General features: G+C 45.3%; 22 protein-coding genes and 1 other RNA gene. 16 read left to right on the top strand and 7 right to left on the bottom strand.

Translation table 11 applies throughout. The features are described from left to right. Positions 1 to 4 precede the first annotated feature (4 nt). Positions 5 to 187: non-coding RNA, 6S RNA (gene ssrS, locus OQJ75_RS18060), on the bottom strand. 11 nt (positions 188 to 198) lie between these two features. Beyond that, complete coding sequence (gene zapA, locus OQJ75_RS18055; protein ID WP_004735366.1) at positions 199 to 507, bottom strand: cell division protein ZapA; 309 nt, start codon at positions 505 to 507, stop codon at positions 199 to 201. Between the two features lie 308 nt (positions 508 to 815). Here zapA and OQJ75_RS18050 point away from each other — a divergent pair, with 308 nt between their 5' ends. From OQJ75_RS18050 to OQJ75_RS18040, 3 genes are read left to right on the top strand one after another with little or no spacing between them, the layout of a single operon-like run. Next, positions 816 to 1,391, top strand: coding sequence for a YecA family protein (locus OQJ75_RS18050; RefSeq protein ID WP_019826273.1), 576 nt, complete (start codon positions 816 to 818; stop codon positions 1,389 to 1,391). Positions 1,392 to 1,414: 23 nt separating this feature from the next. Continuing rightward, positions 1,415 to 2,593 (top strand): 2-octaprenyl-6-methoxyphenyl hydroxylase, encoded by a 1,179-nt coding sequence (ubiH, locus tag OQJ75_RS18045; RefSeq protein ID WP_265974276.1) that lies wholly within the window; start codon positions 1,415 to 1,417, stop codon positions 2,591 to 2,593. Between the two features lie 12 nt (positions 2,594 to 2,605). After that, the gene (locus tag OQJ75_RS18040; RefSeq protein WP_265974244.1) at positions 2,606 to 3,829 is read left to right on the top strand and encodes an FAD-dependent 2-octaprenylphenol hydroxylase; all 1,224 of its coding nucleotides are present in this window, start codon (positions 2,606 to 2,608) and stop codon (positions 3,827 to 3,829) included. Between the two features lie 111 nt (positions 3,830 to 3,940). Here the strand turns inward: OQJ75_RS18040 and OQJ75_RS18035 are convergent, their stop codons facing one another. From OQJ75_RS18035 to ygfZ, 3 genes are all read right to left on the bottom strand, one after another. After that, a complete protein-coding gene (locus OQJ75_RS18035) occupies positions 3,941 to 4,147 on the bottom strand; it encodes a DUF1107 domain-containing protein (RefSeq protein WP_009847660.1) in 207 nt (68 codons plus the stop codon). Positions 4,148 to 4,708: 561 nt separating this feature from the next. Then, complete coding sequence (locus OQJ75_RS18030; protein ID WP_265974243.1) at positions 4,709 to 5,170, bottom strand: aminoacyl-tRNA deacylase; 462 nt, start codon at positions 5,168 to 5,170, stop codon at positions 4,709 to 4,711. A 4-nt stretch (positions 5,171 to 5,174) separates the two neighbouring features. Next, a complete protein-coding gene (ygfZ, locus tag OQJ75_RS18025) occupies positions 5,175 to 6,146 on the bottom strand; it encodes a tRNA-modifying protein YgfZ (protein WP_265974242.1) in 972 nt (323 codons plus the stop codon). Between the two features lie 167 nt (positions 6,147 to 6,313). Between ygfZ and OQJ75_RS18020 the strand changes: the two genes are divergently transcribed. Both OQJ75_RS18020 and OQJ75_RS18015 read left to right on the top strand, forming a co-directional pair. Next, entirely contained in the window at positions 6,314 to 6,574 is a 261-nt protein-coding gene (locus OQJ75_RS18020; RefSeq protein ID WP_004735374.1) for a succinate dehydrogenase assembly factor 2, read from the top strand. Next, the gene (locus OQJ75_RS18015) at positions 6,522 to 6,941 is read left to right on the top strand and encodes a protein YgfX (RefSeq protein ID WP_323054481.1); all 420 of its coding nucleotides are present in this window, start codon (positions 6,522 to 6,524) and stop codon (positions 6,939 to 6,941) included. Before OQJ75_RS18020 ends, OQJ75_RS18015 begins: the two co-directional genes overlap by 53 nt. Positions 6,942 to 7,058: 117 nt before the next feature. On the opposite strand, the gene nadB is transcribed toward OQJ75_RS18015, so the two are convergent. Beyond that, positions 7,059 to 8,675 (bottom strand): L-aspartate oxidase, encoded by a 1,617-nt coding sequence (gene nadB, locus OQJ75_RS18010; protein WP_265974240.1) that lies wholly within the window; start codon positions 8,673 to 8,675, stop codon positions 7,059 to 7,061. Between the two features lie 389 nt (positions 8,676 to 9,064). On the opposite strand from nadB, the gene rpoE reads away from it, so the two are divergent. The 11 genes from rpoE to acpS all read left to right on the top strand — a co-directional run bounded on the left by rpoE (position 9,065) and on the right by acpS (position 18,321). Continuing rightward, entirely contained in the window at positions 9,065 to 9,643 is a 579-nt protein-coding gene (gene rpoE, locus OQJ75_RS18005) for an RNA polymerase sigma factor RpoE (RefSeq protein WP_008223963.1), read from the top strand. Positions 9,644 to 9,669: 26 nt separating this feature from the next. Continuing rightward, positions 9,670 to 10,293, top strand: a complete 624-nt coding sequence (locus OQJ75_RS18000) for a sigma-E factor negative regulatory protein (RefSeq protein WP_265974238.1) — start codon at positions 9,670 to 9,672, stop codon at positions 10,291 to 10,293. Continuing rightward, a complete protein-coding gene (rseB, locus tag OQJ75_RS17995; RefSeq protein ID WP_265974237.1) occupies positions 10,290 to 11,252 on the top strand; it encodes a sigma-E factor regulatory protein RseB in 963 nt (320 codons plus the stop codon). The genes OQJ75_RS18000 and rseB overlap by 4 nt, the downstream gene beginning before the upstream one ends. Further along, positions 11,249 to 11,719 carry a SoxR reducing system RseC family protein gene (locus OQJ75_RS17990; protein WP_048605807.1) on the top strand — a complete coding sequence of 157 codons (471 nt, stop codon included), beginning with the start codon at positions 11,249 to 11,251 and terminating at the stop codon, positions 11,717 to 11,719. Before rseB ends, OQJ75_RS17990 begins: the two co-directional genes overlap by 4 nt. A 137-nt stretch (positions 11,720 to 11,856) precedes the next feature. Further along, positions 11,857 to 13,650, top strand: a complete 1,794-nt coding sequence (lepA, locus tag OQJ75_RS17985) for a translation elongation factor 4 (RefSeq protein WP_265974236.1) — start codon at positions 11,857 to 11,859, stop codon at positions 13,648 to 13,650. Between the two features lie 97 nt (positions 13,651 to 13,747). Then, the gene (gene lepB, locus OQJ75_RS17980; protein WP_265974234.1) at positions 13,748 to 14,644 is read left to right on the top strand and encodes a signal peptidase I; all 897 of its coding nucleotides are present in this window, start codon (positions 13,748 to 13,750) and stop codon (positions 14,642 to 14,644) included. 26 nt (positions 14,645 to 14,670) lie between these two features. After that, positions 14,671 to 15,348 carry a ribonuclease III gene (gene rnc / locus OQJ75_RS17975; protein WP_248372848.1) on the top strand — a complete coding sequence of 226 codons (678 nt, stop codon included), beginning with the start codon at positions 14,671 to 14,673 and terminating at the stop codon, positions 15,346 to 15,348. After that, positions 15,341 to 16,312 (top strand): GTPase Era, encoded by a 972-nt coding sequence (gene era, locus OQJ75_RS17970; protein ID WP_004735384.1) that lies wholly within the window; start codon positions 15,341 to 15,343, stop codon positions 16,310 to 16,312. Before rnc ends, era begins: the two co-directional genes overlap by 8 nt. Before the next feature lie 102 nt (positions 16,313 to 16,414). Then, a complete protein-coding gene (recO, locus tag OQJ75_RS17965) occupies positions 16,415 to 17,143 on the top strand; it encodes a DNA repair protein RecO (RefSeq protein ID WP_265974233.1) in 729 nt (242 codons plus the stop codon). Then, a complete protein-coding gene (gene pdxJ / locus OQJ75_RS17960; RefSeq protein ID WP_265974231.1) occupies positions 17,140 to 17,877 on the top strand; it encodes a pyridoxine 5'-phosphate synthase in 738 nt (245 codons plus the stop codon). Before recO ends, pdxJ begins: the two co-directional genes overlap by 4 nt. A gap of 63 nt (positions 17,878 to 17,940) precedes the next feature. Next, entirely contained in the window at positions 17,941 to 18,321 is a 381-nt protein-coding gene (gene acpS / locus OQJ75_RS17955; RefSeq protein ID WP_017059039.1) for a holo-ACP synthase, read from the top strand. A gap of 124 nt (positions 18,322 to 18,445) precedes the next feature. Here the strand turns inward: acpS and barA are convergent, their stop codons facing one another. After that, positions 18,446 to 21,259 (bottom strand): two-component sensor histidine kinase BarA, encoded by a 2,814-nt coding sequence (gene barA / locus OQJ75_RS17950; RefSeq protein WP_265974230.1) that lies wholly within the window; start codon positions 21,257 to 21,259, stop codon positions 18,446 to 18,448. Positions 21,260 to 21,393 lie beyond the last annotated feature (134 nt).

Here is a 21,393-nt window from a genome sequence, read left to right as displayed (position 1 = left end):
GAAGGGATACCCCAAAGTGCCGTTGAGAATAGATGGCCCTTGAACCAGCGAGTTCAAGGCGGATCAGCAATGATTACCGTAGGCTTCTCGGCGGACCGAGCATGCTCAATAGCATTCAAGTACTAACCCTTAGGGATTGCTTATCGGCTCGGGGACGTGAATCCTCTGACAAACACTCCAGGGTAAATTTTGTGTACGCTATTGCTGTCCGTGCTTAACTTTACTGAGGACATCTGAAAGTGATGTCGTGAGCTGTTCCATTCGCTCGGTCAGTGCGTTTTGTTCATCATTTGCTTCAAACTTTTTGGTTTGTAATTCGTAGCAAATATTCAGAGCTGCGATAGTCAGCAGCTTCACTTCATTGGTTACCTTAGTACGTTCAGCCATCTCTTTCAATCGATTATCAAGATCGGCCGCCGCTGCAATCAATGACTCTTCTTGCCCTGGTGGACAATTCACTCGAGTCAGTTTTCCTAATATTTCAACGTCTACCGCTTGATTACTCATGATGTATGAACTCTTTAACGCGCTATTTTAAGGCTGTTGCCCTTCGCCATTTTTTGAGAAAGAAAAAGTGCAAGTACCGATGAGGAAGCAATCTCCTCTGAGGGAGAAACTATAGGTAAACCGCTATTAAGATTCAAGCTTTTCAGAGTGACTGTTTGTAAATGAGAGCTTGAGCACACAGTAATTCAGCAAATTGAACAATTGGTAGTCAGTCATCCTTCAATTGCTAGGGATCGATGCTTACCAGAATTGGGGTGAAGTGGTACGATTATACTATCGATATAAAGAATAACTGAGCGAGCTATCTGATGAGCGAAACTACTTTACCTGACTACCTAACGGTTGCGACTGAACTTCAATCGGCAAGTCTAGCCGTAACCCCTGCTGAGATGCATGGTTTATTAACGGGTATGTTAAGCGGAGGCTTAAACCTTGCAGATAAAAGCTGGCAACCACTTATCTTCGATTACACCAATGAAGGTATGGGCTGGCCAGATCGCGCGCTAACGCTAGCGGAAGCAACACTGAAAGTCACAACCAGTGAAATCACAGGCTCAGGCATGGAACTGTCTATGCTACTGCCAGACGAAGATGCAAGCGCGAGCGTGTTTGATCTTGCTGATGGTGTGTCTGATTGGATTAACCATTTCATCTCTGGTTTAGGTCTTGTTGGCGCTCAATTGAACAAAGCGTCTGAAGGCACGAAAGAAGCACTGGCTGATCTTGAAGAGATGGCGAAGCTAGGCATTGACGAAGAAGATGATCTGGAAGAGCAAGCACAACTTCTAGAACACGTTATTGAGCACGTAAAAGCGTGTGCATTAACGATTCATGCTGAATTCGGTGCACGCCCATCTGAAGATGCGGCGCCAACCATTCACTAATCGTTTGTCGGTTTGAGGTTATGATGGCTCAATATGATGTTGTAATTGCTGGTGGCGCAATGGCAGGGGCAACCTTAGCCCTTGCTCTGAATCACCTAAGCCAAGGTTCGTTGTCGATTGCGGTCGTTGAGCCTTATCAGGTTGATCATCAAGCTCATCCAGGGTTTGATTCTCGTTCGATTGCTTTGTCCTATGGCACGGTGCAGATCCTGGATTCTTTGCAGTTGTGGCAATCTATCGCTCCAGTAGCGACCCCGATTAAAGATATCCATGTTTCGGATAGAGGACATGCCGGAATGACAGACATCTACAGTGAAGAGCTTGTTGTAGATACGCTTGGCTACGTGGTCGAGTTAGCCGATGTGGGGCGAATCTATCAACAGAAACTTGAATCAGAAGCGGCAATTACCATGCTTTGCCCTGAGTCTGTCAGTAAAGTTGAACGTGAAGAAGCGTTGACGACGATTGAACTGACAAGTGGGCAAACCATAACGACTAAGTTATTGGTTGCAGCTGATGGCGCTATCTCAACCTGCTGCCAACAACTCAATATCTCATTGAGTGAACATGACTTTGAACAGGTTGCTGTGATTGCCAATATCGTAGCGAGCGAACCTCATCAAGGTCGAGCGTTTGAGCGTTTTACTCATCATGGGCCAGTTGCTCTATTACCAATGAGTGATAACCGTTTGTCTCTGGTTTGGTGTTTGCCGCCGGAGCAAGCCGATAAAGTTATGGCTTTGAACGACGACGAATTCCTTGAACAGCTGCAGAGCGATTTTGGTTGGCGATTAGGTCGACTAGAAAAGGTTGGTAAGCGTGCTAGCTACTCACTGATTCTTCGTCATCGTAAACAAAATATTTCTCATCGATTCGCGATTGTAGGCAATGCCGCTCAAACACTTCATCCAATTGCGGGGCAAGGTTTTAACCTCGGTATTCGTGATGTGGCGTCTTTAGCGGAAGAATTGTGTACTCAGTTGGACGATGTCGGTCGTTACACTGGTCTTGTTAACTTTAGAAAACGTAGAGAACAAGACAGAGGCGCGACGATTACGCTGACATCAAGCCTCGTTCATCTGTTCTCAAACGATTTCTTAACCGCTCGTATCGGGCGTAACCTTGGGTTAGCTGTTATGGATAACCTTCCACCACTTAAAGGTCCACTTTTGCGTCATACGCTTGGCCTAGTAGAAAGATAAGGTAGATAAATAATGATGCAAAGTGTTGATATCGCGATTGTTGGTGGTGGCATGGTTGGCCTAGCGCTCGCGGCTGCCCTGAAAGACAGTGACTTAAGAATTGCTGTCATTGAAGGCAGAGCTCCCAGCGAAGGGCTTAGTGAATTGCCTGACGTACGTGTGTCCGCGTTGAGTCGTTCTAGTGAAGTGATTCTTCGTAACCTAGGTGCATGGCAAGGTATCGAACAAAGACGAGCTGCACCGTATCAAGCGATGGAAGTGTGGGAGCAAGACAGCTTTGCTCGTATTGAGTTTGACTCGACACGCTTGGCTCAGCCTAACCTTGGTCATATCGTTGAAAACCGTGTGATTCAATTAGCGCTGCTTGATCAGGTTAAGAAGCAAGACAATGTCAGCCTGTACATGCCCGCAACGTGCAAAACGATGGCGATTGGTGAAAGTGAAGCCTGGTTAACATTGGACAATGGTCAAGCACTGACAGCTAAGTTAGTTGTTGGAGCAGACGGCGCAAACTCTTGGGTTCGTAAACAGCAAGATATCCCATTAACACATTGGGATTACGGACACAGTGCGATTGTCGCGAACATCAAAACCACAGAGCCGCACCACAGCGTTGCTCGTCAAATATTCACACCTCAAGGTCCGTTAGCATTCTTACCAATGCAACCAAGCAACATGAGCTCGATTGTTTGGTCTACGGAACCAAACCGTGCCGAGAAGCTGGTATCCATGTCGGATGCTGATTTTAATAAGCAGCTAACGGCAGAGTTCGACTCGAAGCTTGGATTATGCGAAGTGGTTGGTGACCGTTTTGCCTTCCCACTGCGCATGCGTTATGCGCGTGACTTTGCGGTAGAGCGTGTGACTTTGGTTGGTGATGCTGCTCATACCATTCACCCATTAGCAGGGCAGGGCGTGAACCTTGGCCTATTAGATGCAGCAAGCTTAGCGCAAGAGCTGTTAAAGCTATGGTCTGCAGGTGAGGACATTGGTACCAAGCGTAACCTACGCGGTTATGAGCGCTGGAGAAAAGCAGAAGCGGCGAAGATGATTGCTTCAATGCAAGGCTTTAAAGATCTGTTTGAAGGCGATAACCCGGCTAAGAAGCTGATTCGTGGTATCGGTGTGAAGCTAGCGGGCCAATTACCGGGTGCGAAAGATGAAATCATGAAGCGCGCACTTGGCCTTGCGGGCAATCTTCCTGACTTAGCTAAGCGTCCTGTGGCTCATCGATAGTGACATAGTGTTCTGGTGATTTATCGAATCATCATTGATACGAAAATTGGTACGAAAAAAGGGCTGGCATTATGCCAACCCTTTTTGTTTTTAATTCTGTAGATAATCAGGTCATGCGTACGCACAGCGCAGTTTCATGATTTCACTATTTATTTCTTTTACTGTTTGAAAATGACGCTTTTCTGCTCGGTCTGGCAGCACTAGCTTACCGTTATCAAACTCAAATTTTCCTACGCCGTAAATGTAGATTCGTCCTTTGAAAAGTCGACTTACATGTTTAGCTATCATACTCGGTGTATAGCGCTTAAACAGTCTCATTCTTAATTATCCTTATATTTACCTAGCCTGCATATTATAGAAAAACTCCGAGATAATAATTGTGATAAGCATGGAGTAATATGCAGTAGAGTTGACGTTAATTAGATATTTGTGCTGTTCTAAGCACTTTCTTCAGTAAATATCTATTTTTACGTGAGCTCCTCCCCAAAATAATACTGAGTAGTGAACTGCCGTGAACTTTCCTGTTCGGTATTAAGCAGTGATAATGTTACAAGTATAAGAATAGGCGGGATTTTTTTGTTTGTGTAATCAAATTGTAAATTTCGGACAAAAAAAAGCCCGTCTAAAACGGGCGAATAGTCACAGATGCATTACACAAAAGTGGATACTGATGTTACTCAGTGGATTCACTTGTACTGATTTGCTTAGTAGCTAGTCAGTAAATTTACAATAACGCAGATTTAACCTTGTGACTACTTATGCTTTAATTTTGATTAACTATTTAATGGTGATGTGTTCTTCTTATGACGAACCTCACACTAAAAATGTACTCAATGAAATATTTAAATGAAGTTTGCGAAGCATGATGCGTTCGAACGATCATCGACTGATGTCAGCGACGGTCGGTGCACATAGCGCCATAAGATCATCGAGATTTAGTGCGACGCCAGCCATTCGATCGCCAGAGCTGATCGTCACGAAGACGTTGTTCTGCAGAGAAGGATCAAAAATGATCGGCATGTGTCTCTTCAGAGCAAGCGGCCCAACACATCCAGCCTTAAAGCCAGTGATGGCTTCAACATCTTTCAGTGATACGCAGGTCATTCGACGGCAATTCAGTACCGAGCGTACTTTCTTAGGGTCGACAGAGCGATCACCAGCAATACAGGCTAACGCATACTGGTTTCCCACATCCTTGAGCAGGATGCACTTGACCATTTGAGAGGCGTCGATGCCTCGTTCTTGTGCCGTTTCTTCAATGCTGGTGGTTGGTTTGCTTTGCATCAACAGGCGGTAGTCCACCTGTTGTTGATCCAACCACTGTGTAATCAGTGTTTCCACGTGGCTACTCTTCGTCAAGGCTGTAAGGCAGTGGTAGAATGTTCCATATTTGGTCAGGTTGTGCTGTCAATCGAAGCTGAACATCGTCATTAAGGTTGTTTGGTAACACCATCAAACCAATCGCCTGATTATCAGCAAATTGATAGACGTTTAATAGTCGGCCTGCACCGCGCCAGTTCTCACCTACGCTACGCTCTAGTTCAATCGTATTCTCAAGAGATAATGCATCTGAAGTCGTTCCAGAAACAATACGCATCTCACGCTTGTTCATACCACGGTATTTAGCACGAGCAACCGTTTCTTGACCTGTGTAACAACCTTTTGAAAAGCTGATACCGCCAATTGCTTGCAGGTTAAGTGCTTGAGGAATGTGTTCGTTTTGCTCGGCTTTTGATAGGTTCGGCTGAGCATCAAGAATTTCATGATACTGCCACAGCGCTTCTGATACTTTCTCTGCAGCGCTGTTTGATACCAAGGCTTCAGCGGCTTCTTCTGTAACAAGTAGAGCCCAACGGTTGTCAGAGACTTGAACCGCGGTGCCACCAGAGATAACACGCACTTTACCTTGGCTTTCTGAAATCGAGTCAATGTATTGAGCAGCTGACGCGCCCATCACACCGATAACAACATCTGTCGTTTGCTCGATATCAACCTTAGAGAATACGGCGTATTTCTTGATTTCAACTAACTCGACTTCAATTGCCGATTTAGGCTGAATGAGTGCGTAGCCACCGTTGTGGTGGAACAAGCGAAAGATACTCCATACCTTTCCTTTCGCATCACAATGCGCACCTAATGTAGATTCATCATTAGGAAGAGTGACGACATCGCACGTAACTTGACCTTGTAGGTACGACTTTTTGTCATCACCTATCATGGTAATTGCGCTCCAACCTGACACGTGTGTCATCATCAGTTCTGGAAGCGATTTATTTTGCGTATGAGCGAGCGGCTGAAATGTGTTTTTCCAATCCATTTTATCTTTCCTAAGAATTTTATTTGGCTCTATGTTAATCCGGTTCTGTTTCTTTGTCAGCCTAGGTTTTTTTGTGAGCTTAGATAGGGACTGTGACTCACATAGTAGTTGCAGAGCGTATGACTTGTTACACTCCGAGAAAGAAAAATTATAGGTGAGGATAGCCAATGTACACTGCAGAGCAGAAAGCACGAATTAAATGGGGTTGCCGTCGCGGCATGTTAGAACTGGATGTAGTCATCATGCCATTTTTTGAAGAGTGTTTTGATTCATTGCAAGAGCAGGAACAGCGCGAGTTTGTTTCTCTATTAGAGTGTGATGACCCAGATTTGTTTACTTGGGTAATGGGACACGGGCGCAGTGAAAACCTAGGTCATGCATCAATGGTTGATAAAATTGTCGCGCATAACCTCAGCAAGGTTCGTTAGGCTTCAGCTTAACCCTTCATATTCCGCATTATTTGCAAAAGGCACTATTTTTGGGTGCCTTTTGTTTTTCATCGTCCTGTCTTCTATTCCACTTACCGCCAGCCTTTACTGCTTAGCTTTGATGATCCGTTTGTTCAGAAACAACCATATGATGTTAAACAGTGCTCATGGACGTTTTGATTACAAAGAGGATGGTGATATTCGACTCAATGACCGAACTTACCGACTCAAGTCCGTTGATCGGATCTGGGCGCAGTTCTTCGTTAAATTGCAGTTTGAATGTGGATATTCGGTACTGCTTTGGCGGGACAGCTGTTGCGAACGTGAATATCGTCACTTTCTGGCGAACTTACAACGAGCACGCTAGATAAGCGAAAGTATTCGATGAAAGAAAGTACTAGATAAAAGAAAAGGGAGCTCTCGGCTCCCTTCATTTAATTACTTTTCTCTGGCGACTAATTCGTTAATCACGTTTAACCAAAAATTAAGACTGGTTTTTCTCGGGTGTCAGAATCGTTGGGCCACTGTCTTCAGCGAGCTCAGGGTAATCCAACGTGTAGTGAAGGCCGCGGCTCTCTTTGCGTTGCATTGCACAACGGACCATTAGCTCTGCTACCTGTAGCAAGTTACGCAGTTCTAATAGGTTATTCGAAACCTTGAAGTAGCTGTAGTACTCATGAGTTTCTTGTTGCAGCATCTGAATACGACGCAATGCACGCTCTAGTCGTTTATCCGTTCGAACAATACCCATGTAATCCCACATGAACAGGCGAAGTTCGTGCCAGTTGTGTTGAATGATAACTTCTTCATCACTGTTGGTGACTTGGCTTTCATCCCATGCTGGCAGTTCTGCACACAGTTGAGATTGGTCGATGTTCTCAACGATATCTTTTGCTGCTGCCCATGCGTAAACCACACACTCAAGCAACGAGTTAGAAGCCATACGGTTTGCACCGTGTAAGCCGGTGTAGCTCACTTCGCCAATCGCATACAAGTTAGTCAGGTCGGTTTGGCCCTGTTTATTCACCATGACACCACCACACGTGTAGTGAGCGGCTGGCACGATAGGGATCGGCTCTTTGGTCATATCGATGCCCAAGTCCATCAAGCGAGTATGGATCATTGGGAAGTGAGCTGTGATGAACTCTTCAGGTTTGTGGCTGATATCAACATACATGCAGTCGGCACCCAAGCGCTTCATTTCGAAGTCAATCGCACGAGCAACCACATCACGAGGCGCCAGTTCACCGCGATCATCGAAGTCCTTCATAAAGCGAGAACCGTCTGGACGACGCAGGTAGGCACCTTCACCACGCAGTGCTTCCGTTAGTAGGAAGTTACGCGCTTCTGGGTGGAACAAGCAAGTTGGGTGGAACTGGTTGAACTCAAGGTTGGCTACACGGCAACCCGCACGCCAAGCGATAGCAATACCATCACCTGAAGAAACATCTGGGTTTGAGGTGTACTGGTAAACCTTTGAAGCGCCGCCAGTTGCTAGTACAACAAATTTAGCGCGCACGGTTTCAACGTGTTCTTGGTTACGGTTCCAAATGTAGGCACCAATAACCTTGTCTTTTGAACCACCAACCTTATCTTCAGTGATCAAATCCAGCGCATTGTGGCGCTCGAAGATCTCGATATTTGGGTGGTTGTTGACGTTATCTTGTAGTGAGGTTTGCATCGCCATGCCAGTTGCATCGGCAGCGTGCAGAATCCTGCGGTGACTGTGGCCACCCTCACGAGTGAGGTGATATTTTGGTTGGCCTTCTGTGCTGTTCTCATCTTTATCAAATGGAACACCACCATCAATCAGCCATTGCACACACTCTTTAGCATTTTCAGCAATGAATTGAACTGTATCTTCTTCGCATAACCCAGCCCCAGCTATTTGAGTATCCTCTACATGAGACTCAATACTGTCCGACTCATCGAACACCGCGGCGATACCACCTTGTGCGTAATACGTCGATCCTTCGCTGCGTGGTCCTTTGCTTAATACAATTACTTTTGCATGTTCTGCTACGCGTAAGGCTAATGACAAGCCTGCCGCACCACTTCCTACCACTAATACATCACACTGATGTTCACGGTTTGCGTTCATAAAACTTATTAAATCCCGGGCTATAGTCGAGTTGTCCACTCTCAATTGACTTTGTCTTGTTTTAGGAGTTTGGCTAAGACTGTTATAATCTCTCCAGAGTCATCCTTAAACGCTATGCAAAATCAATATATAGACAGCTATCTAGAAATATTTAATTGCTCAATACCATTGCTTTTGCTCAAGTTTCCCCAAATTGATAGGGATAGCTATTTTTATTACATCACATTGTGAAACAATAATGGCAAATAATTTTAAGAAAGTTGGAACTTTCGGTATTTGGCTTAGTCACAATAGTGCTCTTGTAGACGGTGGTGTCAATACTACATTTCGCATAATTAGTACCCATATCTGTGAAGGTGAGGGTTATAACAATAGGAGTACCCGCTCGAATGAACGAGCAGCTAACCGATCAAGTGTTGATTGAGCGAGTTCAGAGTGGAGATAAGCAGGCATTTAACTTACTAGTGGTTAAGTATCAAAACAAAGTTTGTAATCTTATCTCTCGATACGTGAATAATTCCGGTGATGTACCTGATGTAGCACAAGAAGCTTTTATTAAAGCTTACCGCGCGATACCTAACTTTCGTGGCGAGAGTGCCTTCTATACATGGTTGTACCGAATTGCCGTGAACACCGCTAAAAATCATATCGTTGCCCAAAGCCGTAGGCCGCCAGCAACAGATGTAGATGCAGAAGATGCAGAATATTACGAAACAGGCAGCGCGTTAAAAGAAATATCGAACCCTGAGAACTTAACGCTGTCAAAAGAATTGAAACAAGTCGTTTTTGGAGCGATTGAAGCGCTACCAGAAGACTTAAAAACTGCAATGACGTTGCGAGAGCTCGAAGGTTTGAGCTACGAAGAGATTGCAGAAGTAATGGATTGCCCTGTAGGAACCGTACGTTCGCGTATTTTCCGAGCTCGTGAAGCGGTGGAAAAGAAAATTAAACCTCTTTTACAACGCTAGAACTTGTAATAATTATGGTGAAAATAATGGCTGATAAAGAAAAGCTTTCGGCACTCATGGATGGTGAAACGATCGATAAAGCTCTCATTGTAGATCTTGAATCCGATCAAGAAAGCATGGATACCTGGCAGAGTTACCATTTAATTGGTGATGTTATGCGTGGGGATGCGCCAGAAACTCCAGAGTGGAACATTGCTAATAGTGTAGCGGCAGCGCTTGAGAACGAGCCTGCACATGGTTCAATGTCGAACCTGCACCAAGTGAATGTTGAACCTACTGTTGCTCCAATTGAAGAGCAGCCAAAACCTCAGCAAGCGAAGCGTCAGCTTCCGGCGTGGTTACAACAGTTTGGACAAGTTGCCGTGGCAGCGTGTGTTTCATTAGCCGTTGTATTAGGTGTTCAACAATATGGTGGCAGCGACCCTGCAGCACCAGAGCAGTTGCCTGTACTCCAGACGATTCCATTTGCCGGTTCTGCAGAACCTGTAAGCTTAACGCGTGACTCTGTTGAGAAGCCAGCATCTGAAGCTAACTTGCAAGAGCAGCGCAAACGCGTTCATGCAATGCTAGAAGATTATGAGCTGCAGCTAAGATTAAACAGTGATGCATCGCCAATGCAAGATACACATCTAGAATCGGACATTGAATGAAGAAAATCCTGGTCAGTGCACTGACACTGTTCAGCTTGATGTCTCCAACAGCCTTTGCAGGGGAAACCACTGCAAAGGTCTTGTTGCATCAAATGAACGAGGCCAGTCAGCATCTAAATTACGAACTCTCCTACATTTTGATAAAGAAGAGCAGTATCGAACCTCTTGTTTATCGCCATGCGGTTAAAGACGACCAACAGCTTGCACACCTTGTTTACCTAAGTGGCCCTGTTCGTGAAGTCATTCGACGTGGCAACGAAGTTAGCTACATCGAACCGGGTACAGAGCCATTTACGATTCAGTCAGGCAGCATGGTTGCACCTGTTATTCCGATGATTAATCGAGATATTGAGTCCCTAAATCAGTACTACGACTTTGTGAAAGTTGGGCGCTCTCGTGAAGCGGGCAGCACCACTCAAGTGCTACGTGTCGTGCCGAAAGATGGCCTTCGCTATTCTTACGTGGTTTGGGTAGACGAAAAAACGAGTCTTCCTTTGCGTGCCGACCTTTTGGACCGTGATGGTGAAGTGCTTGAACAGTACCGCACCATCTCTTACGTGGTGAACGATAAGATTGCTGAGGCGATGGGTGGCTTGAACCAAGCTCAATTGCCGAAAGTTTTATCATTACCGGAAGGCTTAGTGAGTGAAACCAACTGGCAAGCCTCTTGGATTCCTGAAGGGTTTAAGTCAAAAGAGCTTAGCCGCTATCAAATGGCTGCGACCGATAAAATGGTTGAAAGTCAGCTTTTCAGTGATGGACTGTTTAGCTTTTCGGTTTATATCGCTGAAAAAGACGAACATTCATTGAAAGGGCAGCTAGTGCGTCAAGGGCGTAGAACCTTGCACAGCTTAGTGATTGGCAACAAAGAGATCTCTGTGGTTGGTGACATTCCGCCAGAAACTGCGAAACGTATTGCTCAGTCAGTTACATTCAATAAATCGGTACAAGCGCAATGATGACCGCGCTGGCGACCGTTAGCTCGGTTGAACAAAAAGGTAAGCAATACTTTGTTCAACTGAGCTGTGAACAGCAAACCAGTTGTAGCAGTTGCTCTTCTCAAAAAAGCTGCGGCACGGGCATTGTGACTAAGGCTGTTGGTAATAAATCTTTGTTTTGGCAGCTTAAAACCAAAAGCTTAGTCAAAGCAGGACAAATCGTAGAAATTGGCTTTCCAGAAAAAAGCCTACTTCAATCGGCAGCCATTGTTTATCTCATCCCACTTTTCATGTTGATGATTGGTGCTGGTTTTGGACAACTCTTGTTACAACCCTTACTCCAAGGGGGCGAGGGCATTGTTATCTTAAGTGCAGCGCTGTTTACTGCTGGTGGGATTGCCTTAGCGAAGCGGTTAGCCAAACCCATGGAAGACAAATCCAAGCAAGAAGTCGTCTTGATTCGAATCCTAGGTGAGTCTCTCGTCTAATTTATGATGCTTCTTGCCCTTAAATTGGGTAGAATCTGCCAACTTGATTGAAATGCCGCCACCAATGCTGACTGTAGATTGGACGCGTCGCGGCTTTCTTATTATCCCTATTCAAAGAGTTTAGTCACACCAAGCCTATGAAGCACATTCGTAATTTTTCGATTATCGCCCACATCGACCACGGTAAGTCGACCCTTTCTGACCGCTTAATCCAAGTTTGTGGAGGATTAAGTGAACGTGAGATGGCAGCTCAAGTCCTCGATTCTATGGATATAGAACGCGAGCGTGGTATTACAATTAAAGCGCAGAGTGTGACTTTAGATTACAAAGCTAAAGATGGTGAAACTTACCAACTTAACTTTATCGACACTCCTGGACACGTAGACTTCTCTTACGAAGTATCTCGTTCTCTAGCGGCTTGTGAAGGCGCACTACTTGTAGTGGATGCTGGCCAAGGTGTTGAAGCACAAACTCTAGCAAACTGTTACACAGCAATCGAAATGGAACTGGAAGTAGTGCCAATCTTGAACAAGATTGACTTACCTGCAGCTGAACCAGAACGTGTTGCTGAAGAAATCGAAGAGATCGTTGGCATTGATGCGATGGAAGCGACTCGCTGTTCTGCGAAAACAGGTATCGGTGTTGACGACGTTCTTGAAAACATCGTAACTGCTATCCCACCACCAGAAGGTGATCCAGAAGCGCCGCTACAAGCACTGATCATCGACTCTTGGTTCGATAACTACTTAGGCGTTGTTTCTTTGGTTCGTATCAAGAACGGTAAGCTGAAGAAGAACGACAAGATCAAAGTAATGTCGACAGACCAAGTATGGGGTGTTGACCGTCTAGGTATCTTCACGCCTAAGCAAATCGACACGGCAGAGCTAAATACTGGCGAAGTTGGTTGGGTTGTTTGTGGTATTAAAGACATCCTAGGTGCACCAGTTGGTGATACGTTGACGCTTGCAAAAGGCGGCAGCACTGAACGTCTACCTGGTTTCCAAAAAGTGAAGCCTCAGGTATACGCAGGTCTATTCCCTGTATCATCTGATGACTACGAAAACTTCCGTGACGCGTTAGGCAAACTAAGCCTGAACGATGCATCACTGTTCTTTGAACCAGAAAGTTCAGCAGCACTTGGTTTTGGTTTCCGTTGTGGCTTCTTAGGAATGCTTCACATGGAGATCATCCAAGAGCGTCTAGAGCGTGAATACGACCTAGACCTGATCACGACTGCACCAACAGTAGTGTATGAAGTTGTAAAAACAGATAAAACAGTTCTGTACGTTGATAGCCCAGCTAAACTGCCAGCGGTTAATGACCTAGAAGAAATTCGTGAACCAATTGCACGCTGTAATATTTTAGTACCTTCGGACTACCTAGGTAACGTAATTACACTGTGTGTTGAGAAGCGTGGCGTACAAGTAGACATGGTTTACCACGGTAACCAAGTTGCTGTAACGTACGACCTTCCTATGGCCGAAGTAGTTCTAGATTTCTTCGACCGTCTGAAGTCAACGTCTCGCGGTTACGCATCATTGGATTACAACTTCCAGCGCTACGAGCCATCAAACATGGTACGTGTAGACGTATTATTGAATGGCGAAACGGTTGATGCACTAGCGATCATTACGCACAAAGATATTGCTCAGTCTCGTGGTCGTCTACTGGTAGAGAAGATGAAAGAATTCATCCCTCGTCAGATGTTCGATATCGCGATTCAAGCAGCGATTGGTAACCACATCATTGCTCGTTCTACAGTGAAACAACTGCGTAAGAACGTAATCGCAAAATGTTACGGTGGTGATATCAGTCGTAAGAAGAAACTTCTTAAGAAACAAAAAGAAGGTAAGAAGCGTATGAAGCAGATCGGTAACGTTGAACTGCCTCAAGAAGCTTTCCTTGCAATCCTTCACGTTGGAAAAGATTAACTTTATCCAACGATAAACGAATAATTGAAAGTGGAAGAGTAGCTCGCTATTCTTTCACTTTCGTTATTTTTAAAGAAATGAAATTTAAGGGATATCAATGGCTAATACATTTTCGCTTATCTTAGTGATCGTAACTCTAGTGACCGGCATTGTATGGGCGTTGGAAAAGTTTGTGTGGGCGAAGAAGCGCCAGCAAAAACTTGCTGACGTTGAAGCACAATCGAATGGCCTAGACGCTGAAACTAGCGCAAAAGTTATGGCTCAGCCTTGGTGGGTTGAGAACAGTGTGTCCATTTTCCCGGTAATTGCATTTGTTTTGATCTTGCGTTCATTTATCTATGAACCGTTTCAAATCCCATCTGGCTCGATGATGCCAACACTATTGGTTGGTGATTTCATCTTGGTAGAAAAGTACGCTTATGGTCTAAAAGACCCGGTATGGCGCACTCAATTGGTAGAAACAGGTAAGCCAGAACGCGGTGATTCAATCGTATTTAAGTACCCACCTCAGCCTAATATCGACTACATCAAGCGTGTTGTAGGTATGCCAGGCGACACCATTCGCTACAGCTCTCGTAAAGAGATCTGTATTCAGGCGAAGGGTACAAGTAGCTGTGAACCAGTGAAACTAAGTAATGTTGAAGAGAGCCAATTTATTCAAGATGGTGTGCCTCTGATTCAGCTGAACGAACAGCTTGGAGACGCAGAGCACCAGATTTTAGTTAACCCATTACGCCGTGATCGTGTGCAAGCGTATCAGCCTCGCAATGGTGTTAACGAATGGGTCGTTCCAGAAGGCCAGTACTTTGTGATGGGTGATAACCGTGATAACAGTGCCGATAGCCGTTACTGGGGCTTTGTCCCTGAAGCAAACCTTGTTGGTAAGGCCGTTGCTATTTGGATCAGCTTCGAATTCGAACGTGGTTCAGACAGTATACTTCCAACATGGATTCCTACTGGTGTGCGTTTTAATCGCATCGGTGGGATTCATTAATCGATCACATAACACATCGAGAGAGCATGAATTCTCCAATTGATAAACTAGAGAGAAAGATTGGCTATCAGTTTAATGATGCCGATCTTATCCACTTGGCGCTGACTCACCGCAGCGCCGCAGGTAAACATAACGAACGTCTTGAGTTTCTGGGCGATTCAATTTTAAGTTTTGTTATCGCTGATGATCTTTACCACCGTTTTCCTAAGGTAAACGAAGGTGATATGAGCCGCATGCGCGCAACATTAGTACGTGGTCATACATTGGCAGAACTAGGTCGTGAATTCGAGCTAGGAGATTACTTAAAATTAGGTCCAGGTGAGTTGAAGAGTGGCGGTTTCCGTCGTGATTCTATTCTAGCGGATGCAGTAGAAGCGATTATCGGTGCTGTCTATTTAGATAGTGATACCGAGGTTGTTCGCCGCATTATTTTAAGCTGGTACCAATCTCGCCTAGATGCTATTCAGCCTGGAGTATCTCAAAAAGATCCGAAAACTCGCCTTCAAGAGTTTTTGCAAGGTCGAAGAAATCCTCTACCTGTCTACACAGTGACTAATATTAAAGGTGAAGCACACAACCAAGAGTTTACGGTTGAGTGTGAAGTGGCAGGTGTGGATAAACCTGTTATCGGTAAAGGCACTAGCCGCCGCAAGGCAGAACAAGCGGCTGCTGAAACAGCATTAGAGCAACTAAGCAATGTCTGATAACAACCAAGATTTCGATATCGATGCATTCTTTTCATCTGATAGCAAAAAAACGGGCTTACCGGAAAACCAACACTGTGGCTTCATCGCTATTGTCGGTCGACCAAACGTAGGTAAATCGACGCTTCTGAACCATATTTTGGGTCAGAAAATCTCGATCACATCACGTAAACCTCAAACGACACGCCACCGCATTATGGGCGTAGAAACTGAAGGTGATTACCAAGCGATCTACGTTGATACTCCTGGACTTCATATTGAAGAAAAGCGTGCAATTAACCGCTTGATGAACCGTGCTGCAAACAGCTCACTGAGCGATGTAAACCTAGTATTCTTTCTTGTTGACGGTACTCACTGGACTGACGACGATGAGATGGTTCTGAACAAGCTGAGAAAAACAGATTTCCCAGTAGTCCTTTGTATTAACAAGGTAGACAACGTTCAAGACCGTACCGACGTGATGCAACACATGATGGAAGTGTCTAAGAAGATGGACTTCCTTGATGTTGTGCCTATCTCAGCGAAACAAGGTAAGAATATCGATGTACTGCGTAAGCACGTTCGTAATTCTTTACCAAAAGCAACGCACCACTTCCCTGAAGAGTACGTAACGGATCGTTCACAGCGCTTTATGGCCTCTGAAATCATCCGTGAAAAACTGATGCGATTCACAGGCGAAGAGCTACCTTACTCAGTAACGGTTGAAATCGAGCGTTTTGATTACAACCCTGATAACGATGGTTTCCACATCAATGCTTTGATTCTTGTTGAACGTACTGGTCAGAAGAAGATGGTGATTGGTAAAGCGGGTGAGAAGATCAAAACGATTGGTCGTGAAGCTCGTATCGATATGGAAGAGCTATTCGGCCGTAAGGTTTACCTAGAGACTTGGGTCAAGGTTAAATCTGGTTGGGCTGATGATGAGCGTGCACTTCGCTCGTTAGGCTACATCGACGATCTATAATATATTGAACGTCACTTTCTGAGATTAAGAAAGTTGAACTGAAGATAAATCCAAGAGAGAGTGCGAACTCTCTCTTTTTGTATCTGTAATAAGGGTAAGTGATTGAGCGAAGGGTTACAGCGATGCTTTGTGTTGCACCGTCGACCATACAGTGAGTCGAGCCTGATTTTGGACGTCTTCAGCGAAGAGTTCGGTCGGGTGACATTGATGTCTAAAGGCGCTCGCAGCAAGCGTTCTAATTTGAAAGGTGCATTACAACCTTTTACGCCGCTACTGCTTAAATGGTCTGGTAATGGTTCGATGAAAACCTTACGCCAAGCTGAGGCTATTAGCTTGGGGCTTCCTCTCGCCGGTATCAATCTGTATTCAGGCATGTATGTGAACGAGTTAATTGGTCGAGTACTGATGGCGGAAGTACCGATGCCTGCACTTTTTCACGACTATCTTCATGCTTTAACAGAGCTGGCTCATAATGAAAACCCTGAGCCAGCACTGCGTCGCTTTGAGCTGGCTCTATTATCCGCTATGGGTTATGGCGTCGACTTTTTACACTGCGCGGGCACTGGCGAAGCGATTGATCCGAGCATGACTTATCGCTATCGAGAGCAGAAAGGTTTCATTGCTTCGGTGCGTCGAGACAACCTGACTTTTATGGGCGATGAACTTATCGCAATCAGTGAACGTAGGTTTATCACTAAAGAGCAGTTAAAAGCGGCAAAACGCTTTACACGCATAGCCTTAAAGCCGTATCTTGGCGGCAAACCATTAAAAAGTAGAGAGCTATTTATGCCAACAATAGCCCTCTCTAGAGCACGGAGTATTGGAAAATGAGCTCAATCCTTTTAGGCGTTAATATCGACCATATTGCAACACTACGTAATGCACGTGGTACTAAATACCCAGATCCAGTACACGCAGCTGAAATTGCTGAACGTGCGGGTGCGGACGGCATTACAGTTCACCTGCGTGAAGACCGTCGTCATATCGTTGACCGCGATGTACGTATTCTGGCTGAGACACTTCAAACTCGTATGAATTTGGAAATGGCAGTAACGGACGAGATGGTTCAAATTGCCCTCGATACTAATCCTGAGTTTGTTTGTCTGGTTCCAGAGAAGCGTGAAGAGCTGACCACTGAAGGTGGCTTAGACGTGGTTGGTCAACTTGAAAAGATCAAAGCGGCGACGGAAAAACTGTCGGCTGCAGGTATTAAGGTCTCTTTATTTATCGATGCAGATCGTGAGCAAATCGACGCAGCAAAAGCGTGTGGCGCACCGTTCATTGAACTGCACACGGGTCACTATGCTGATGCTAAGACTGAAGAAGATCAACAAGACGAGCTGAAGAAGATCGCAGCGGGCGCGAGCTATGCAGATGATCTTGGTATCACTGTCAATGCGGGTCATGGCCTGACGTACCACAACGTTGCTCCAATTGCGGCACTTCCAGAGATCTACGAGCTGAACATCGGTCACTCGATCATGGGTCGCGCAGTGTTTGATGGCTTAAACAAAGCCGTTGCAGACATGAAAGCAATCATGGAAACAGCACGTAACAACTCTTAAGTTTTGTAAGTAGTAAGCGATGCGCAGTTAATCATTAGATAGAAGTTAAGTTGTAGAGGAAACATGGCAGTTGTTGGATTAGGTACAGATATCGCAGAAATAGAACGCGTTGAAAAAGCATTGTCACGAAGTGGTGACGCTTTTGCTCAGCGTATTTTGACGGATTCTGAATTTGAAGTATTCCAGCAACTTAAGCAAAAAGGACGTTACCTTGCAAAACGCTTTGCCGCTAAAGAAGCGGCATCTAAGGCGTTAGGCACCGGTATCGCGCTGGGTGTGACCTTCCACGACTTTGAGATTTCAAACGATGAACATGGCAAGCCAGTTTTGAGCCTGCATAAAAAAGCGCGTGAAATCGCAGAGGCAAATGGCACAACATCGATTCATCTGACTATCTCGGATGAGCGCCACTACGCCGTGGCAACTGTGTTACTCGAATCGTAAACAGATTATCGCTACTTTATATCTAGTGCTCTATGCTCTAGACAGAAAAAGCAGAGCTCATGAGCTCTGCTTTTTTATTGGCGGGTAAACCGTCTAACGAATATTGGTGAGTAACAAGTACTCGCTAGGTCTTCGCGGGTTTCAAATAATGAATCGCGGTTGCTTGAACCTTATCTAATTCATCTTGAAGCTCGAAAAGCTCTGGTTCAATGTCTTCAACAGAAGTACCAGAACGCAGCTCTTTCTCTATCGTCGCACATACCGATTTTAGCCTTGGTACGCCGCTGTACGAGCTGCTGCCATGCATCTTGTGTATGATGTGTATGAGCTCTTCAACTGGGTAGTCACTGTCTTCTATCGCTTTGTCTGCTGCCTCATAAACCTCTGGAATAAAGTCTACGAGCATTTTCAGCATATCGCGTGCGAGGTCTTCTTTATTGGCAGCTTGTTTCAGCGCAGCTTGCCAATCAATGATGATGTTTTTGTGCACGCTGGCTTCAGTTTCTGATATTGGACCGTTGTCGACTTCAGCTGAGACAGCAGGGTGGTCAGGATCTATTTTTTCGATGTGCTCAACCTCAGAGGTTGGACTCCAGTGAATAAGAACCTGTTGTAAAACATGCTCCTCAATAGGCTTCGTTAGATAGTCATCCATACCCGCTTCAAGCAGTCGATCACGTTCGCCAATCATTGCATGCGCGGTAACGGCAATCACAGGCGTATTCGCATTGTTCGCCAGCTTCTTGATGTTCTGACAAGCGGTCACACCATCCATTTGTGGCATTTGAATATCCATAAATACGATATCAAATGGTGTCTCTGTTGCTTTGTCTATCGCCTGCTGCCCACTGGTACAACTGATGACAGTTTCTACACGTTCTTTGAGCAGTGCGGTGATCAATTTAAGGTTGGCTGGGTTGTCGTCGACCGCCAATACCGTAAGTGGAAGCTTCTCTTCTGAGTGTGTTTCAATCGCTGGTGCAATCAAGGTTGGTGCTTGATTTGATACTAGAGTTTGCAGTAATTTCTTACGAGAAAGCGGCTTAGTGATGCACTGAACATCGACCTCTTTCATCAGTTGTTCACCCAGCGCTAGCTCGGTACTTGGGGTACCAATAATCACGTTTTGAGCAATCTTCTTCGCACCGATAGCCCAACCACTCACGGTATCAAATTGATACTCTTGGTTCGCGGCTAGGTTAAGCAGAACGTAGTCATACGAGGTCGTCTCGTCTGGCATAACCGAACGATACGTTACCACTAAGCCTTCTTGGGTTAGGATTTGCTGAGTAATCGATGCCGCTTGCATGTTTGGCTCGATAAGCAGCAGTTGTTTACCTTGCAGGCATTGAGTCTCAATCAACTCAGTCATTGGCATATCAGTCGTTGATAGTCTCAAAGTGAACCAGAAGGTTGAACCTTGGTGTAGACGACTGGTTAGGCTGATCTCTCCGCCCATTTGGCTGACCAGTTTTTGGGTGATAACCAGCCCTAAGCCTGTACCGCCATAACGACGAGAGATACTTGCATCGGCTTGGCTGAAGGCTTGGAACAGCTGAGCTTGTTGACGCTCTGAGATACCAATACCCGTATCGCGAACCATGAACTGCAGTTCGATGTTATCTTCGCTTTGTGAACGAAGCTCAACGCTGATATCAATGTTACCGCGCTCGGTAAACTTGATTGAGTTACCCACTAGGTTAGTCAGGATCTGTTGAATACGCAGTGGATCGCCCACTACGCCTGGCGGTACTTTAGGGTCGATCTTCAGTGTCAGCTCTAGGCCCTTCTCATGAGCGTTGGTTGCCTGAAGGTTTACTACCTCTTCAAGGCTGGCTTGGAATTCAAATGGAATGTTCTCTAGGGCTAATTTACCGGCTTCAAGTTTCGAGAAGTCCAAGATATCGTTGATGATGCTAAGCAGGTTGTTTGCCGAGCGTTCAATGGTTTGCAGGTAATCGGTTTGACTGTTCGATAGGTGAGTCTTGAGCATCTGACGAGTAAAGCCAATCACACCGTTCAGCGGTGTTCTTAGTTCGTGAGACATATTCGCTAAGAACTCAGACTTAACACGAGCCGCTTCTTGCGCGCGTTTCTTCGCGATGTCTAACTCAACGTTTTGAATCTCTAGCTGCTCAAGGGTTTCACGCAAATCGGATGTGGCTTGGTCGATACTGTGCTGCATCTCGACGTGATATTCTGACAGCGATACCGCCATCGCGTTGATACCGTTTTTTAGCGAATCTAGCTCACCATGCATCTTGCCTTCGATACGTACATCTAGGTGACCTCGACGAATTCGGTCGACCATATTTTTCATGTGTGTGATCGGTTGGGTTACGTCGTGCATCAAGCGGAACGCAAACACGCCCGATAAACCAAGCCCCAGAATTAATACCAAGAAAGCAGAGAACACTTCTTGATATTGCTGTAATCGAAGTGAAGATAGATCTAACTCTATCGCAATATAGCCGATCGCTTGGTTAGCTTGAGACTGACCGTTGGCCGAGTTGATGTACTGGCCTTCGGCGATGATAGGCGTCCGCAGAATCAGCGTGTTATCGAGCAGATTCGATGAGCTTAAATGCGGGGTGGGTTTGTCTTTAGGATAGGTCAGGCTTTCAAAATCAGGGTGGAAGTTCGAGGTTACAAACAACTCATGACGTTCATCAAACACCGCGATACTGCGTACCAGCTTAGAATTTTTTCGATGAGCATAACTAATAAGCTGACGAACAGACTCTCGACTTTCGAGCTTCATGCCTGATTCACTCGCAATCGCAAGTGGCTCAATGATGCTAGTACCAGTATTAACCACTTGACCCTCAAGGTCTTGATAGCGGTTAAATGAGAAAAATGCACTCAATAGCAACCCAATAATCAGGGTTGGAGCTAGAGTTAAGGTAATTACACGGGCTCTTAAGCCATATCTGGTCATGTTCTTTAATTACATCGAGGTCTGGATATGGGAAAATAACGCACACAATGGCGGTTAAGTGAACGGTAAGCTTAATCAAAGCCGTGACGTTCGACAATGATTCCAAGACATAATAGTGAGTCCTGGATACCAAT

Source organism: Vibrio sp. 14G-20 (assembly GCF_026241515.1).
GTDB lineage: Bacteria > Pseudomonadota > Gammaproteobacteria > Enterobacterales > Vibrionaceae > Vibrio.
The sequence above is the reverse complement of the archived record's forward strand: the minus strand, read 5'-3'. Positions and strand labels throughout refer to the sequence as shown.

Excerpts from the sequence above, each read along its gene's own strand:
- OQJ75_RS17990 (WP_048605807.1), top strand. The coding sequence starts at position 11,249 with ATGATGACCGCGCTGGCGACCGTTAGCTCGGTTGAACAAAAAGGTAAG.
- OQJ75_RS18035 (WP_009847660.1), bottom strand. The coding sequence starts at position 4,147 with ATGAGACTGTTTAAGCGCTATACACCGAGTATGATAGCTAAACATGTA.
- OQJ75_RS18015 (WP_323054481.1), top strand. The coding sequence starts at position 6,522 with ATGCATCAATGGTTGATAAAATTGTCGCGCATAACCTCAGCAAGGTTC.
- rnc (WP_248372848.1), top strand. The coding sequence starts at position 14,671 with ATGAATTCTCCAATTGATAAACTAGAGAGAAAGATTGGCTATCAGTTT.
- rpoE (WP_008223963.1), top strand. The coding sequence starts at position 9,065 with ATGAACGAGCAGCTAACCGATCAAGTGTTGATTGAGCGAGTTCAGAGT.
- lepA (WP_265974236.1), top strand. The coding sequence starts at position 11,857 with ATGAAGCACATTCGTAATTTTTCGATTATCGCCCACATCGACCACGGT.
- lepB (WP_265974234.1), top strand. The coding sequence starts at position 13,748 with ATGGCTAATACATTTTCGCTTATCTTAGTGATCGTAACTCTAGTGACC.
- barA (WP_265974230.1), bottom strand. The coding sequence starts at position 21,259 with ATGACCAGATATGGCTTAAGAGCCCGTGTAATTACCTTAACTCTAGCT.
- ubiH (WP_265974276.1), top strand. The coding sequence starts at position 1,415 with ATGGCTCAATATGATGTTGTAATTGCTGGTGGCGCAATGGCAGGGGCA.
- pdxJ (WP_265974231.1), top strand. The coding sequence starts at position 17,140 with ATGAGCTCAATCCTTTTAGGCGTTAATATCGACCATATTGCAACACTA.
- OQJ75_RS18000 (WP_265974238.1), top strand. The coding sequence starts at position 9,670 with ATGGCTGATAAAGAAAAGCTTTCGGCACTCATGGATGGTGAAACGATC.
- rseB (WP_265974237.1), top strand. The coding sequence starts at position 10,290 with ATGAAGAAAATCCTGGTCAGTGCACTGACACTGTTCAGCTTGATGTCT.
- OQJ75_RS18040 (WP_265974244.1), top strand. The coding sequence starts at position 2,606 with ATGATGCAAAGTGTTGATATCGCGATTGTTGGTGGTGGCATGGTTGGC.
- acpS (WP_017059039.1), top strand. The coding sequence starts at position 17,941 with ATGGCAGTTGTTGGATTAGGTACAGATATCGCAGAAATAGAACGCGTT.
- OQJ75_RS18050 (WP_019826273.1), top strand. The coding sequence starts at position 816 with ATGAGCGAAACTACTTTACCTGACTACCTAACGGTTGCGACTGAACTT.
- zapA (WP_004735366.1), bottom strand. The coding sequence starts at position 507 with ATGAGTAATCAAGCGGTAGACGTTGAAATATTAGGAAAACTGACTCGA.
- era (WP_004735384.1), top strand. The coding sequence starts at position 15,341 with ATGTCTGATAACAACCAAGATTTCGATATCGATGCATTCTTTTCATCT.
- nadB (WP_265974240.1), bottom strand. The coding sequence starts at position 8,675 with ATGAACGCAAACCGTGAACATCAGTGTGATGTATTAGTGGTAGGAAGT.
- OQJ75_RS18020 (WP_004735374.1), top strand. The coding sequence starts at position 6,314 with ATGTACACTGCAGAGCAGAAAGCACGAATTAAATGGGGTTGCCGTCGC.
- ygfZ (WP_265974242.1), bottom strand. The coding sequence starts at position 6,146 with ATGGATTGGAAAAACACATTTCAGCCGCTCGCTCATACGCAAAATAAA.